The following is a 15,378-nucleotide window of genomic DNA, read 5'->3' as shown; positions in this document are numbered from 1 at the left end:
TCCGGAGCAGGTGGAACTAGTAGTACTCGCCCTGGCGGTAGTCCCAGCTCAGGAAGAACTCGGACAGGTTGTTCATGATGCGGTCACCGTCCAGGCCGTTGCGGATCAGGACCGGGCACGGGGTGATGGAGCGCTCACCCTTCTGCTCGGGGACGAGCTTGCCGTCCTTGTCCACCAGGGACACCATGACGCCCTGCTCGTGGCGGGAGTCCTCGTCCTTGTCGGGCTGGATCGAGGCGACGTAGTCATCGGCGGCGACGATGTAATCGGCCATGGATTCGATGCGCTCACCGATGAACGCGACCTGGCCACGGTTGCCGATGCCGGAAGGGTTGGCGGAGGACGCGAAGGTGACCTTGCCCTGCTCCCAGTTCTTCGCCGCGATCTGCTCGGCCGGGCGACCGAAGCGGATGACGAAGCAGCTCGTACCCCGGCCGTCGCGGGCCAGTTCGCGCACGGTCTCGTCGGGCATCTTCTCGATGGCGTCCTCGCGCCAGGGCAGGATGCAGCCCAGCAGGATGTCCTGCTCCCAGTGGCGCTCGTAGAACGCGACGATCTCGTCGTTGACCTGCGCGAGGGCCTTCAATTCGTCGATGTTCGCGCACAGGACGACGGCGGGCTTGTTGCGCTTGCGCTGCTTGGCGTCGAACTTACGCTCCAGGCCCTTACCGTCGGTGGCCATGAGGATGTAGCCGACCTTCGTGGCGCAGACGATCAGGCCACCGTCGGCGGAAATCGCGTCGAAGGCCTCGGGGATGATCTCGCCGGTCCACTGGGTTTTAGGAGTTGCTTCTGCCATTTTCTTCGGAGTCCTTTCTTTTGGCCACTGTGGTGGGCGGGTCGGTGATCACTGATTGCCGCCGGGGCTCACCATGACACTGTTTCAATATGTGGAATGTAATTCCTACTATATGGGATTTATGAGTATTGGGCAATGTCGGGGGCGGGATGGGGGATCGATTCTGGGATTGGGGTCGGTGTGTCACCGATGCGTAAAGTTGAGTCGAGCACTATAAAGGTGGGTGGTGAAAAAAGTTTGAGTTGAGTGGAACAGACTCAACCCTTGTGGCGTTGTACGGAGTGAAAGGCCGACTACCGGGACGAAACCCCGTAGGCGGTGACAAAAACACACGATAAAACGACACCGAAAAAGAAGGGACAGACGAAGAACATGAGTTCTTTCACCCCCACCACAAAAACCCAGGAAGCGATGCAGGCCGCCCTGCAGTCCGCTTCCGCCAACGGCAACCCCGATATTCGCCCCGCCCACCTCCTCGTCGCCATCCTCGACCAGACCGACGGCATCGCCGCCCCAGTCCTCAAGGCCGCGGGCACCGACCCCAACATCGTCCTCGCCGAAGCGAAGAACCTCGTGGCCGGCTACCCCAAGGCACAGGGCGCCAACATGGCGAACCCGAACTTCAACCGGGACGCCCTCAACGCACTCACCGCCGCCCAGGAGCTCGCCGGTGAACTCGGCGACGAATACGTCTCCACCGAGGTGCTCCTCGCCGGAATCGCCCGCGGCGCCGGTGAGGCCGCCGACCTGCTGAAAAAGCACGGCGCAACCTACGACGCCATCAAGAGCGCCTTCACCACCGTGCGCGGCTCCACCAAGGTCACCACCGAAGACCCCGAAGGCCAGTTCCAGGCCCTGGAGAAGTACTCCACCGACCTGACGAAACTCGCCCGCGAAGGCAAGATCGACCCCGTCATCGGCCGCGACTCCGAGATTCGCCGCGTCGTCCAGGTTCTGTCCCGCCGCACCAAGAACAACCCAGTGCTCATCGGTGAACCCGGCGTCGGTAAGACCGCCATCGTGGAGGGCCTCGCCCGCCGCGTCGTCGCCGGTGACGTGCCCGAGTCCCTGCGCGGCAAAACCCTCATCAGCCTCGACCTGGGCTCCATGGTCGCGGGCGCGAAATACCGGGGCGAATTCGAGGAACGCCTCAAGGCGGTGCTCGACGAGATCAAGAACTCCGACGGCCAGATCATCACCTTCATCGACGAGCTGCACACCATCGTCGGCGCCGGAGCCACCGGCGACTCCGCCATGGATGCGGGCAACATGATCAAGCCGATGCTCGCCCGTGGTGAACTACGCATGGTCGGCGCCACCACGCTCGAGGAATACCGCAAGTACGTGGAGAAGGACGCCGCACTCGAACGCCGCTTCCAGCAGGTCTACGTCGGCGAACCCTCCGTCGAGGACGCCATAGGTATCCTCCGCGGCCTGAAGGAACGCTACGAGGTGCACCACGGCGTCCGCATCCAGGACTCCGCCCTCGTCGCTGCCGCAACCCTCTCCGACAGGTACATCACCTCCCGCTTCCTCCCCGACAAGGCCATCGACCTCGTCGACGAGGCCGCCTCCCGCCTCCGCATGGAGATCGACTCCTCCCCGCAGGAGATCGACGCCCTCGAACGCGTCGTCCGGCGCCTCGAAATCGAGGAAATGGCCCTGGCCAAGGAGAAGGACGCCGCCTCGAAGGACCGCCTGGACAAGCTCCGCCAGGAACTTGCCGACGAACGCGAGAAACTGAACGAGCTCAAGGCCCGCTGGACCAACGAGAAATCCGCCATCGACAAGGTTCGCGGCGCGAAGGAGGAACTGGAACGACTGCGCCAGGAATCCGAGATCGCCGAACGCGACGGCGACTACGGGCGCGTCGCCGAACTGCGCTACGGCCGCATCCCCGAACTGGAGAAGGAGGTCGCCGACGCGGAAAAGAACGTCGACAACCCCGGCGAGAACCAGCTCCTCACCGAGGAAGTCACCCCCGACGTCATCGCCGAGGTCGTGTCCGCATGGACCGGCATCCCCGCAGGCAAGATGATGCAGGGCGAGACCGAGAAACTCCTCGCCATGGAGAGCGTCCTGGAGAATCGCGTCGTCGGGCAGCCCGAAGCCGTCGAAGCCGTCAGTGATGCCGTGCGCCGCTCCCGCGCCGGGGTCGCCGACCCGAACCGGCCCACCGGCTCGTTCCTCTTCCTCGGCCCCACCGGCGTCGGCAAGACGGAGCTGGCGAAATCGCTGGCCGAGTTCCTCTTCGACGATGAACGCGCCATGGTCCGCATCGACATGTCCGAATACGGCGAGAAGCACTCCGTCGCCCGGCTCGTCGGCGCACCCCCCGGATACGTCGGTTACGATGCGGGAGGCCAACTCACCGAAGCTGTCCGCCGTCGCCCCTACACCGTCGTACTCTTCGACGAGGTGGAGAAAGCGCACCCGGACGTGTTCGACGTGCTGCTCCAGGTCCTCGACGAGGGCCGGTTGACCGACGGCCAGGGCCGCACCGTGGACTTCCGCAACACACTGCTCATCCTCACCTCCAACCTCGGTGCGGGTGGCACGAAGGAACAGATGATGGACGCCGTGAAGCACGCCTTCAAACCCGAGTTCATCAACCGCCTCGACGACGTGGTCACGTTCAACCGGCTCTCGGAAGAACAGCTCACCCACATCGTGGAGATCCAGGTCCGGCAGCTCGCCGCCCGACTCGCCGCCCGCCGCCTCGTCCTCGAGGTCGACGACCCGGCGAAGGCGTGGCTCGCCGAACGCGGCTACGACCCGGCCTACGGTGCCCGCCCACTGCGCCGCCTCATCCAGCAAGCCATCGGCGACCAGTTGGCGAAGGAACTCCTCGCCGGCACCATCGTCGACGGCGACACCGTGCAGGTCACCCTCGCCGAGGACGGGGAGACGCTGAAGGTCAGCCCGCAGCGGTAAGTGCATTGGTGGTGCCCCGGCCGTTTCAGTGCGGCCGGGGCACCGGTATGAGATGCACTATTCTGTGGCTATGACCTCGGCTCCCGACAAAGAACCCGACGCCAGCGGAGATGGCGTCCAGTCGGAGAATAAGACGACCAACCGCTGGAAAATGTACGCGAAACTGCGAACTGTTCTCGTCGGTACGCCCTTCGTTCTTCTCCCCGCAGGGCTCATCGGAACCGGGTGGGGCCGAATAGTCGACGGGATTCGGGAGATCGGGGAATGGAACGGTGGACTTTACAGCTTCGGGTTCGTGGTTGTTGTCTTGGGTTTGGGATTGTTGCTGTTTGAACCCATTGAACCGAACGACAAATACGGTGCTTCGGGAGCCTCCACGGAGACGGCCCATCCCTCCAGGTTTTCGTGGATCGAGCTCGTTTTTGTTCTCTTCTCCCTTTTGTCAATGGCCGGAGGAATACGCGTACTCACAGTCATGCATGAGGAGGGCAAAGCGCAGCTCGCTGCGGGACTGTTTGCCGCAGGTGGCCTCGCGCTGTCTGTCTGGGCGACCCAACGCCGCTCCCTCGAACAGCAAGAGCGGGAAGACAAGAGACAGAACGATCGACTGGAATCCGAATCACTACGGGAGGGTCGGCAACTCTCTGTCCAGCAGCGTATGGACATGTCGAAGAAGCTGCAGACCTCCATTGATCACCTATCCAGTGGGAGTGAAGTTGTCTGTGCAGCCGCCATCTCCGAACTGATGTTCCAGATTGATGACTGGAATGCCCTCATTCAAGGAGAGATAACGGAAATTGAAACCCGGAAACCCCACGACGCGGAACGGCGGGTGGAGGAGTTCAAAGCTGAGGGATTACGCCGGAGGCAGGAACTCTTCGATCTGGCGATGAAAGACTACGCGGAAAGCAGTGAGGATTCTCAGGAGCCCTCATCAAGTGACAGCGCGAATCACAATGAGAAAAGGGAATTTCGCAAAGGGATCATTGCTGCTCGCCGGAGAGGACTGAAATCAGCCCAGAAGGGATCGTTCGAGGGGGTGAGCTTTGAAGGAGTTAGGCTTCCAGATATTCGTGACAAAGAGGAATGTGAAATGGGGGAAGAAAAGGACGAAGTAAAGAAAAGCCTCGGATCAACATACCTACGAGGAGTTGATTTGGTGGGTGCCCATTTGGAGGGGGCGAACCTGCGGGAGGCGAACCTGGAGGGGGCGGGCCTGTTGCGGGCGAAGCTGGAGGGGGCGAACCTGCGGGGGGCGAAGCTGGAGGGGGCGAACCTGCGGGGGGCGAAGCTGGAGGGGGCGAACCTGAAGGGGGCGAACCTGTGGGGGGCGAACCTGCGGGGGGCGAACCTGCGGGGGGCGAACCTGCGGGGGGCGAAGCTGGAGGGGGCGAACCTGAAGGGGGTGAAGCTGGAGGGGGCGAACCTGCGGGGGGCGAACCTGCGGGGGGCGAACCTGATGGATGCTCGTTTGGAGGGGGCGAACCTGGGGGGTGCTCGTTTGGAGCGGGCGAACCTGGTGGAGGCTCGTTTGGCGGGGGCGGACCTGGTGGCGGCTCGTTTGGAGGGGGCGGACCTGTGGGGTGCTCGTTTGGAGGGGGCGATGCTCGCTTTCAAGGGTGGCGATGGGACAGTGACTGACCCTTGTAGCTTCGATGAAAACACTCGATGGCGGGGTGCCTTTTATAGTTCTTCGACGGTTTTCCCGGAGGGGTTCGATCCGCAGGCCCTCGGTATGATTCTGGTTGATGACCCGGAGCCGAAAGAGGCCTTGGAGGGGGGTGGCTAGTGCTTAAGCTGTGACGCGGCCTGGGTGAGCGCCCGATCCACGACCAGATGGGTTCCTCGACCCTCCACTTGTTGTACCTGTGCCTCACTATTCCGGCTCGTACGCTGGTTGGTTTGTTATCTCCACTCGGCTTCCCTTGTGCTGGAATTTGACTACTGTGTGGGGTATGAGCCTGTTGATTACGCCTACGGAACTTGCTGATGGGATGAAGACTGGGGTGAAGACGACGCTGTTGGCGTCGATGTGGTTGCCTGGTCGGGAGGATGCTGGGTTTCAGTATTATCGGGGGAAGCATATTCCGAATTCGTTGTTTTGTGATCCGGCGCGGGCGTTGACGTCGGCTCCGTCGAGTAAGTTGGGGCGGAATCCGTTGCCTGATCCGGTGATTCTTCAGAAGTGGTTTGAGCGGTGGGGGTTGAATCCGGATCATCGGGTTGTGGTTTATGACGGTGGTCGTGGTTTGATGGCGGCGCGTGCGTGGTGGGTGTTGACGTGGGCGGGTATTCGGGGTGTGCGGATTCTTGATGGTGGGTTGGCGGCGTGGGTTAGGGAGGGGCGTCGTCATGCTGGTGGTCCGGGGAATTTGCCGCAGACGTGTACGTTGAGGGTGAATCCGGGGCAGTTGCCGGTGGCGTCGATTGATGATGTGAAGGGTTTTGATGGTGTGCTTCTTGATGTGCGTCAGGAGAATCGTTTTGCGGGGCGTAAGGAGCGTCTTGATTTGAAGGCTGGGCATATTCCGGGGGCGGTGAATCTTCCGGCGGGGCGTTTGTCGAATGAGGATAAGACGTTTCGGAGTCCGGGGGAGATTCGTGCGGAGTTTGAGGCTGTGGGTGTGGTGGATCCGTCGAGGGTGATTGTGTATTCGGGGTCTGGTTTGCATTCGGCGCGTGCTGTGGCTGCGATGCATTATGCTGGTTTGCCGGGTGCTGCTGTGTATGTTGGGGGTTGGTCGCAGTGGTGTGCTGATCCGAAGAATCCGGTGGCCACAACCGTCTGATCCGCTAGTTTTTCGGTGGTGCCCCGTAGGTCCTTCTTGTAGGGACTGTGCGGGGCATTTTTATGTCTGGGTCTTCCTCTGGGGTCGACCTGGTGTGGAGATGTGGTTGTTTGGGCGGGGCGGTGGGTGTCGATGATGGGTGGCTCGGTGTCGGAGAATTTTTCCGTGGAGCGCCGCCAGCGGGGGGATCTGGGATGCTGTGGTGCCGCAATTGCTGATGCTCGTCCGGAGTGGTCCGGGTATCTCTTTCTCGATCTTCCGGGAAGTGGGCGCGTCACATGGCATATAAATAATATCTTACAGTTAAGTTTTCTATTAAAATGTGCAGCCTTGATTACTCTTTATAGTGCTTAATAAAGTGTGAAGCATGTAACATTAGTAATATTTTACACATCATGTATTTGTCATGAATTGCGGGCTTCTGACCTGCAGGTATCTCCGTTTTATCCTTTTTGTTTGATGTATCACACAAGGGGCAATGTCTATTTGTTGTGAATGGGGTGACAGTAGTGTCCAGTTTCAATTTTTGAATGGGGGGATCTTTTTTGTGAGGGGAATCTCGTTAGATATATTACCTATGTAGGAAATCTGCTCCCGGGTGCTGTGGGTTTTTCCGGTGTCGTGTATCCGGGAATGGATTTGGCGACGAATAGGGACCAGAGGTCATATCCATGTCAATAGTTAATCCACCCCCACCATCTTCTGCGGTGCCCGGCGCTTCATGGCGACTGGTCCGGAGGAATATCGCGGCGATAGTCGCTGCAATATGTGTGATGTTTTCCGTCCTTTCGGTGCCGCCGCGATCCGTGGCGGAGCCGGTGGTGAACCCGGATGCAGTGAGTACTACTGAAGATTCAGCCGGTGATGACGCAGATGCCACCGATGTACGGCCCGGAGATGATGGTGAAAGTGATCGGGTGCCTGCGAGAGAGGTATCGCTGAATGAGGAGACGTCAGGTGCTTCAGATGAATCCCCACTGATCTCCGGTGGTGATTTCCGGGTTCCGGCACCACTCATGACCGGCGAGCAGCCGGAGGGAACCACCGTCGTTCCAGGGGAGAACGGTGCGGCCCTTGGCGTGACCCTCACCCAGGTCTCCGCAGGTAAAGGGCAAGAACCGGGTGTTTCGTATCCCTGTGGTGTCAACGTGAAACACGGTTTCCCCGCAGAGGAATCCGATGAGACGAGGACTGATGGCAACGTATGTGCAGGTGACTCGGCGCAGTACGCTCTCGCGCTGAGCAAGACGGCATCGAATGGCCCCGCGACGTTCCGCATCAACCTGAACTGGATCGATGTCAAAACAGGTGGACCTGCATCGATGCGGAACATACCGACCCGAATTGTGACGACTTCTGGACAGAACGGTGTTGTCATCAGGCCCATCTCACCAAGTCAGGTGGAGGTCACCTTTGAAAACAGTGAACCCTATTCGGTGACGGTACTGGTCAACGTCAGTGCGAGTCCTTTCGACCACACGGAAACATACAGGTTGAAGGGTAGATTTCATCTGATCGGTACAGTGACGCCGGTCGTTTCAGGTGATGATGCCGCTGTTCCCCCGGCCTCCACTGAGCCCGTCCCGCTTGACTCCGACAAGGACCTGAACATCCTCAGGATTGAGCGCTTCGACCTCGGCGTCGCGGCCACCAGTGTCGCGCCCTCCGACGTGGTCATCAACGGAAAGTCCTACCGGGCGATCAGCGCGCAACCCGGTATCACCCATCTCTACTACCCCGGATACAGTGCAGCCGGTCTGAATGGCAAGAACGGTGCGAAGCTTCCGAAGCAATTGTTGAAGTACGTTCTCGACGCCGATTCGCTTCCGGAAGGGGTTGATCCCGGTCAGGTACTGACCTCCTTCGCTGGGAGTGATCCGGTTCCCGCCAACCTGGATGAGAAGGACCCCTACGTCATCGGTGAGATCAGCGGCTCCTACTTCCTGCCTAATGTTCCCTCCCGGTATCCTTCTTTCCGGTTTTTCATCCCCACCGAGAACTTCCCCAAGGAGGATGGAATAGAGGTCTCCTCGAAGTTCCTTGTGGTCGACGATGAACACAACCCCATGAAGGTCAGGGGCCCATCCGGAGAAGAGTCGGTGTTCCCCGAGTTTGAGGGCGACGAAGGCTTCGGAAATAACGAGGTTGATCCCGGATCGAACCAGGGGAAGGACTTCGCCACGGAGAATAAGGAAGCGGGGATCAGGAACGGTAGGTTCTACCCCAACAACAACTGGGTCAGGCACACGCTGAATCTCAGTGAATACGAGTGTGCTGAGGGGCAGGACTGCATCTCGACCAAAGTTGACCAGAACTATGGTCGGGGCCCGGTGGACGAGGCCACCGGTAAGCGGGCTGCACTCGGTAAGGCACCTGTTCAGCTTAAGATCAATCCTCTGCAGGCTCGGGACAACCCGCGAATCTGTGTGGCATGGAAACCCGGTTACCAGATTTTCGGGGGCGACAAGAGGATCCACGTCGGCTGGAGCACGAAGAGTACACCTCGGCTGAACGAGGTGTACCCGAATGCGCGGGTGTACTTCACGAACAGGGACCTGGTCGGGGATGGTGCCGGTGAACCGGACTGCTCGAAGGACAACTTCGTTCTCCCCAGTGACGAAGCCCTGAGTTCCTGGCTACTGGCCGATGTGTTCGGCCCGGGGACAGATTACCGTGACATCAGCGGATTCCTCATTGAGATCGACGGCGACGGGATCTTCACCAATCCGACAGCCCTCACCTATGATGCCGCGGGATTCAACCCGGACAAGATCGTGGGAAATGAAGAGAAGATCAACGGTGGCCGCTACTACGTGACCCGGAACTACCTGCGGGTGGCGTCCGGTGATGGGGAGTACTCGAAGGCGGTCAGTGACATCATCTATCAGTCGACGAAGTCGGCGGTATCTGTGGGGCAGATGAATATGCCCGGCTGGTACGGTCCGCACGACAACAAGAAGAAGAACGCTCCCGGGCGGGGCAGGCAGTCGGTCGAAGTCCGTTCCTACCCGAGAATCAACTTCACCGATGGTGTCACATCTGCACTCAACGGTACCGATGAGAACGGGGAACCCAACCGTTTCTACACCCGCGTTTTCCTGTCCAAGTGTCTCAGCGCGAACGCTGACGATCTCCCGCCGGGGGTTACCTACGTCCGCAACATCGATCTCTCCGAGGACTACAGTGACTGTGGGATCAGTAAAGACCACTACCTCGAACGGTCCTGGTTGCTTGGGGACAAGGAGAACACCACCGGTGACCCACTGAACGATCCTGCGCTTCCCGTCGGTTTCGGGGAACGCATGAAACGGGAGTCCGAGCGGCTCGTCTGGCGGAACAACGAGCCTCCCGTGATGACGGCCAATGTCGAGACCCCGGTCTGGGCTCTGCCCGGGCAGGAGTTTCCCATCCTGGTGGAATCCTTCGGTACCGGTATGAGACACCTGAAGGACCCTGCCGCCGAGTCATCAGACAGGTGGGTACCTCGGAATTACATTGATCCCGAGGCGTACTACCCCGGGGACGGGAACTCCATCAGGGGCACGATCCTCGTGCCGCGCATCGATGTCCTCAGCTCCGATAAATCCGTGGTGGAAGGTGAAGTTTCGCTCAACTCGGACGTAGCGTTCATCACTACGGTGTCGAACAACAGTGAATTGTCTTATCCGGCATTCGAGTACATCGATGTCCTTCCGTACAACGGAGACGAGCGGGGCACGAACTACCACGGAACCTACGCACTGAAGTCTGCGGAACGGCTCGCCGGTGACCAGTCGGATGTGGAGATTTACTACACGACCGATGATCCAGCAAAGGTTTCGGGGTGTCCGGAATCGGTCACGCATACCAATGAGCGTGACGCCTGCGTGGCTTTCTCACGCCAGGACGGTGGGCGTGCGATCGACGCCCAACCGAGTGCAGATACCACCTGGAACATTCTCACTCCTGATGCCATTGCGGCGCAGCATGCTCCCGGTGGTAAGCGGATCACGGCGCTGAAGTATCGGGGTGGGGCGCTTAATTCGGGCGATTCCTCCCAGATCAAGGTGATCCTCGAAACCGAGGGGAACCACAATCGAGACGTTTACGTTAACGCCATGGGTGTGACTATCCTCCCCGGCGAAGGTAAAGCCAATCCGCCGATCCCTGGCCCGGCTTCGGTGCGCGCGGAGGTCTATTCCGGACAGATTACTGGTGTCGTTTACAAGGACGTTGAGAACACCGGCGGCAGAGCGCCCGGGGATGATCCTTACACGGGTGTCACCGTCAGTATCCTCCGAGACGGGAAAACTGTCGCCACCACGACGACAGATGAAGAGGGTGCCTACGATTTCGATAATCTGGTTCCCGGCGACTACACAGTCCGGATCATGCGGCCTGAAGGCACCGTGGTCACTCAGTCTGGCCCGAGCCCAGCCAACGCCGGGCAGGATGAGGTCCGTGATCTCGTGGTGCCCGCCGATCATCGTTCCCTGATTGAAGGTATCGATTTCGGTCTGTTTGAACCCCATCCTGTGATCACCCTCAAAAAGACTGTCAATGACGCGGACACGGTGAAGATCCCTGTCGGGGGCACAGCATCGTTCACCGTCACGGGCGGCAACGTCGGCGACACCGTGTTGAACAACGTCAGATTGACCGATGATTGGAGCGCCGGTGATCTCGAAATATCTTGTGTCATCTCGAATGAGTCAGGAGAAGAGTACACGGGTGACGCTGCAGTATCGCGGGGGGATCTCCTCTCTCCGGCCGGGGCAACCCTCAGTCCGGGTGACACCTACACCTGTGCAGCAACCTATGTCGTGACGCAGGCGGATATCGACGCCCGGGAGAGCCTGATCAACCGCGCAACGATCACCGGTGACTACAATGGGATCTCCGCGTCAGCGGACGACGCAGTCACGGTAACCCTCCCCGACGATGCGGAGATCACCATCGTCAAGTCCGTCAGAGACCAGAACGAGCTGTACGTCGCTGGTGACGAGATCATCTACGAGTTCCGGCTCTCCAACACGGGTTCGTTAACACTGCACGACGTCACCGTCGCTGATCCACTCCTCGGTGACACCCCGAACGACTGCCCGGATACTCTCGACCCCGGTGCTGAAGTGACATGTTCAGCACAGCAGCCCTACATCGTCACCGAATCTGATGCCACCGCGAAGAAGGTGGAGAACACGGCGACGGTGACGGCGAAGAAACCCGTCGACAACGCTACCGTTCAGGATGAATCAACCGTAGAGGTTGCTACAGGTCAGCCCGGACTGTCCATCACCAAGGAAAGTAACATCGCGGAGGGCACGGAACTCCGGGCCGCGGATACCATCGTCTGGACTGTCACGGTCACGAACACGGGTGACACCCCGGTCGAGAACATCCATCTCAGTGATCCCGACCTCGGCGATACCACGCTCACCTGTGGTGTCCCCGGACTCGTGGACACCAATGGAGGAAAGCTCGACGTCGGACAGAGCGCAACCTGCACGGCGGAAACCACAGTCAGGCAGGAACAGGTCGACGCGGAGACCGATATCGTCAACACGGCAACCGTCACGGGTGGATACAGAGCCGCCCGGATCGATGAACTCTCCGCGAGGACCACGGTGCCGGTTACCTCTCGTACGGGACTGACCGTCGACAAAACCGTGCCCGGATACGAGCCCGGAACGATCTACCGTGCGGGTGACGAGGTCACCTACGCGTTCACGGTGACCAATACCGGGGATGTGTCGCTGCGCGACATCACCGTCGTCGACACCAAGTTGGCGAACGCTGGTGGGAAGATAACCTGCGAGAACTCCACGTTGCTTGCACCCGGCGAGAACCGAGTGTGCTTCTCAGGCGTGTACGTCGTCACGGCGGAGGAAGCGGCTGCCGGTTCCGTGGTTAACACCGCCACGGTACGTGGCACGACTCCGATCAGGGGGACTGAGGTCACTTCTGAGGAGTCGGTGGTCTCCGTACCCGCCGCTGATCCGCGCCTGGTGGTCACCAAAACTGCAGATTCCGAGGGGCCCGTCGCGGCTGGTGAATCTGTGACCTTCACGGTGCGTGTACAGAACAGCGGTAACGCCGACATTGAGAATCTGACGGTGACCGATCAATGGCTGCAGGAACGAGGCATTGCACTCGACTGTGGAGACGCCGCCGCACTCACAGGGAAAGGAATCACCCTCCCTGTCGGTGAGGAACGCTCGTGCACCGCGAAGGTTCCCGTCACCACCACTGACATTGTCGGCGACGGTGACCTGGTCAACACCGCCACCGCAGCCGGAACCGTTGGCGGACGCCCCGTCCAGGGTAACGATGCCACCGCTACGGTCACACTGAAGAGGGAAACCTCGATCACGGTGAACGTGGACGTCATCGACCCGCAGGACAGCTACAACGTCGGTGATTCGGTGTCGTTCACCTCCACCGTCACCAATACCGGTGACGTTCCCCTGACTGATATCACCGTCACCGGTGATCCCGGCAATACGATCACCTGCCCACAGACGACGCTCGCTCCGGGTGAGTCGATGGTGTGCACATCCGAGCACGTCATCACAGCGGAAGACGCGAAGAACGGTGTCCACCGTACTTCGGTCACAGCCACCGGGACGATCCCGCAGTCGATGGATCCTGGCCGGGACGACCGCACGGTGTCGGACTCTGATTCTGCTGAAGTCAAGGTGAAGAAGGAAGATACCGGTTCGACCGGCTCTTCTGAGGGGGGAATGATCATCCCGATTCCGGTGCCGGTGCCCGTGCCTGGTGGTCAGCCGGAAGCCGGTGCCACAGAGCCGGTTGATCCTGTCGACACTGTTGGAGGTGTTGATTCGGAGCAGTCGGTCAAGGAACACAGCGCCAAGGACGGGTCCGTGCCGGGTAAACGGCAGCACTCGGTGGGTGGACTACCGGTGACGGGTGCGAATGTTGTGGTCGCGCTCGGGATTGGTGCGTTGCTGTTGCTGGTTGGATTCGGTCTGGTTGTGGTGGCGCGCCGCCGTCGCCGCAATGAGTGATCGGTGAGTGTCTGTGACCCGCCCACCTGATGTTTGGGGTGCGGCGGGTCACGTCATGTTCGGGGGTTGTGGGGCGATTGTCCGGTGCAGTGGCGCGGGCGGCGGCATACCGGGAATGCTGACGGCTAGCCCGCAGCAGTAGCAGGTTTCCGATGGTGATGGCCCCGCCCATCAGGAACCCGGGTGAACAGGGCCATTGTGCGGTTAAAGTGAAACCCATGACCACGGGTGAACAGTCCAGTGCGGCGGACTCCGCTGATGAGCGTGACTCCACGCATCGAAGGATCACGCGCCGTGAGTATTACCTCAGTTGGCGGAACCTCTTGCTGGGGCTTCCTTTCCTGCTTCTTCCCGCAGCGCTGATCGGCAACGGATGGGAGAGCATCTTCGACGAAATGAAGCAGGGCTGGTGGTGGCTTTTGTACGCCGCTGCGGGACTATCTCTCATCGTCGGGCTCCGCACCTGGTTGTCTACGACGATTCCCGTGGAGGCGGACGCGCAGGAGGCATCAGAGGAACCTGGCAGGAGCATCAATGGTTCCGAGCTCGTCTTCGTGCTACTCGCACTTCTTTCCCTGGCCGGAGGGATCAGGGCGGTAGCCCTGAACTATAGTTCCGGCGAACTGGCGGCGGGTCTGTTCGCGGGTGGCGGAGTCGCACTATCCGTGTGGGCCACCCAACGCCGATCGTTGGAGCAACAGGAAAGGGAGGATAAACGACAGAATCGGAGATTGGAGTCCGAGTCAATTCGGGAGAATGAGCGGCTGGAGGCGGAATCGCTGCGGGAAAGTCGGCAGTTGTCGGTTCAGCAGCGTCTTGATCTGTCGCAGAAGCTCGCGATGTCGATCGGTCATCTTGCTCATGATGATGTCACGGTTCGTGCGGCGGCGGTGTCGGAGCTGATTTTCCAGATTGATGACTGGTCGTCTCTCGAAAGGTCCGAAAGAGCGGTGATCGAGGCTTCTTCCGACCAACAAAAAGAGCACAAGGTCAAAGAGCTGGAAAATGAGAGTCTTCGACGGCGCCAGGAGTTGTTTGATCTCGCGTTCAAATCGGATATCCGTGGGCAGTCGGTCTCAGAAGTCAGAACCAGGGGTGCGGGGCCGCGTCTGGTGGATGGTGATCGGGGTTGTTTTGCTGGTGTGGATCTTTCCGGGATGGTGGCCCCGGGGGCTCATGCGCCGGAGGCTCGCCTGAAAGGGATGAAGGCGCGGGGTGCTCGTTTGGAGCGGGCGAACCTGCAGTGGGCTTGTTTGGAGGGGGCGAACCTGCGGGGTGCTCGTTTGGAGCGGGCGTACCTGGAGAATGCTCGTTTGGCGGGGGCGGACCTGGAGAATGCTCGTTTGGAGGGGGCGAACCTGATGGATGCTCGTTTGGAGCGGGCGTACCTGCGGGATGCTTGTTTGGAGGGGGCGTACCTGTTGGGTGCTCGTTTGGAGGGGGCGAACCTGGATATCGCTTGTTTGGAGGGGGCAAACCTGGGGGCCGCTCGTTTGGAGGGGGCGGACCTGGAGGGTGCTCGTTTGGAGCGGGCGGACCTGCGGGAGGCTCGTTTGGAGCGGGCGAACCTGCGGGGTGCTCGTTTGGATGGGGCGTACCTGATGGAGGCTAGTTTGGAGCGGGCGGACCTGCGGGAGGCTCGTTTGGAGGGGGCGAAACTCGCCGACGGGGATCACGATTGGTTTCTGTTCGGTCCCTGTACCTTCGATGAAAACACTCGATGGCGGGGTGCCTTTTATAGTTCTTCGACGGTTTTCCCGGAGGGGTTCGATCCGCAGGCCCTCGGTATGATTCTGGTTGATGACCCGGAGCCGAAAGAGGCCTTGGAGGGGGGTGGCTAGTGCTTAAG

6 protein-coding genes are annotated in these 15,378 nt (G+C 60.2%); 5 read left to right on the top strand and 1 reads right to left on the bottom strand.

Features of this window, described 5'->3' with window-relative positions:
• Positions 1-16: 16 nt before the first annotated feature.
• A complete protein-coding gene (locus tag QWU43_RS10440; RefSeq protein ID WP_370917809.1) occupies positions 17-799 on the bottom strand; it encodes an L-threonylcarbamoyladenylate synthase in 783 nt (260 codons plus the stop codon).
• A 372-nt stretch (positions 800-1,171) separates the two neighbouring features.
• Between QWU43_RS10440 and clpB the strand changes: the two genes are divergently transcribed.
• From clpB to QWU43_RS10415, 5 genes are all read left to right on the top strand, one after another.
• Positions 1,172-3,733, top strand: coding sequence for an ATP-dependent chaperone ClpB (gene clpB, locus QWU43_RS10435; RefSeq protein WP_370917808.1), 2,562 nt, complete (start codon positions 1,172-1,174; stop codon positions 3,731-3,733).
• Between the two features lie 70 nt (positions 3,734-3,803).
• On the top strand, positions 3,804-5,522 hold the full coding sequence (locus QWU43_RS10430) for a pentapeptide repeat-containing protein (RefSeq protein ID WP_370917807.1): 1,719 nt from the start codon (positions 3,804-3,806) through the stop codon (positions 5,520-5,522).
• A gap of 166 nt (positions 5,523-5,688) precedes the next feature.
• A complete protein-coding gene (locus QWU43_RS10425; protein ID WP_370917804.1) occupies positions 5,689-6,522 on the top strand; it encodes a sulfurtransferase in 834 nt (277 codons plus the stop codon).
• 836 nt (positions 6,523-7,358) lie between these two features.
• Positions 7,359-13,529 (top strand): SdrD B-like domain-containing protein, encoded by a 6,171-nt coding sequence (locus QWU43_RS10420; protein WP_370917806.1) that lies wholly within the window; start codon positions 7,359-7,361, stop codon positions 13,527-13,529.
• Positions 13,530-13,747: 218 nt separating this feature from the next.
• Entirely contained in the window at positions 13,748-15,370 is a 1,623-nt protein-coding gene (locus QWU43_RS10415) for a pentapeptide repeat-containing protein (RefSeq protein ID WP_370917805.1), read from the top strand.
• The last annotated feature ends 8 nt before the right edge of the window (positions 15,371-15,378 follow it).

It is taken from the genome of Corynebacterium sp. CCM 9204 (assembly GCF_041357695.1).
Lineage (GTDB): Bacteria > Actinomycetota > Actinomycetes > Mycobacteriales > Mycobacteriaceae > Corynebacterium.
The sequence above is the reverse complement of the archived record's forward strand: the minus strand, read 5'-3'. Positions and strand labels throughout refer to the sequence as shown.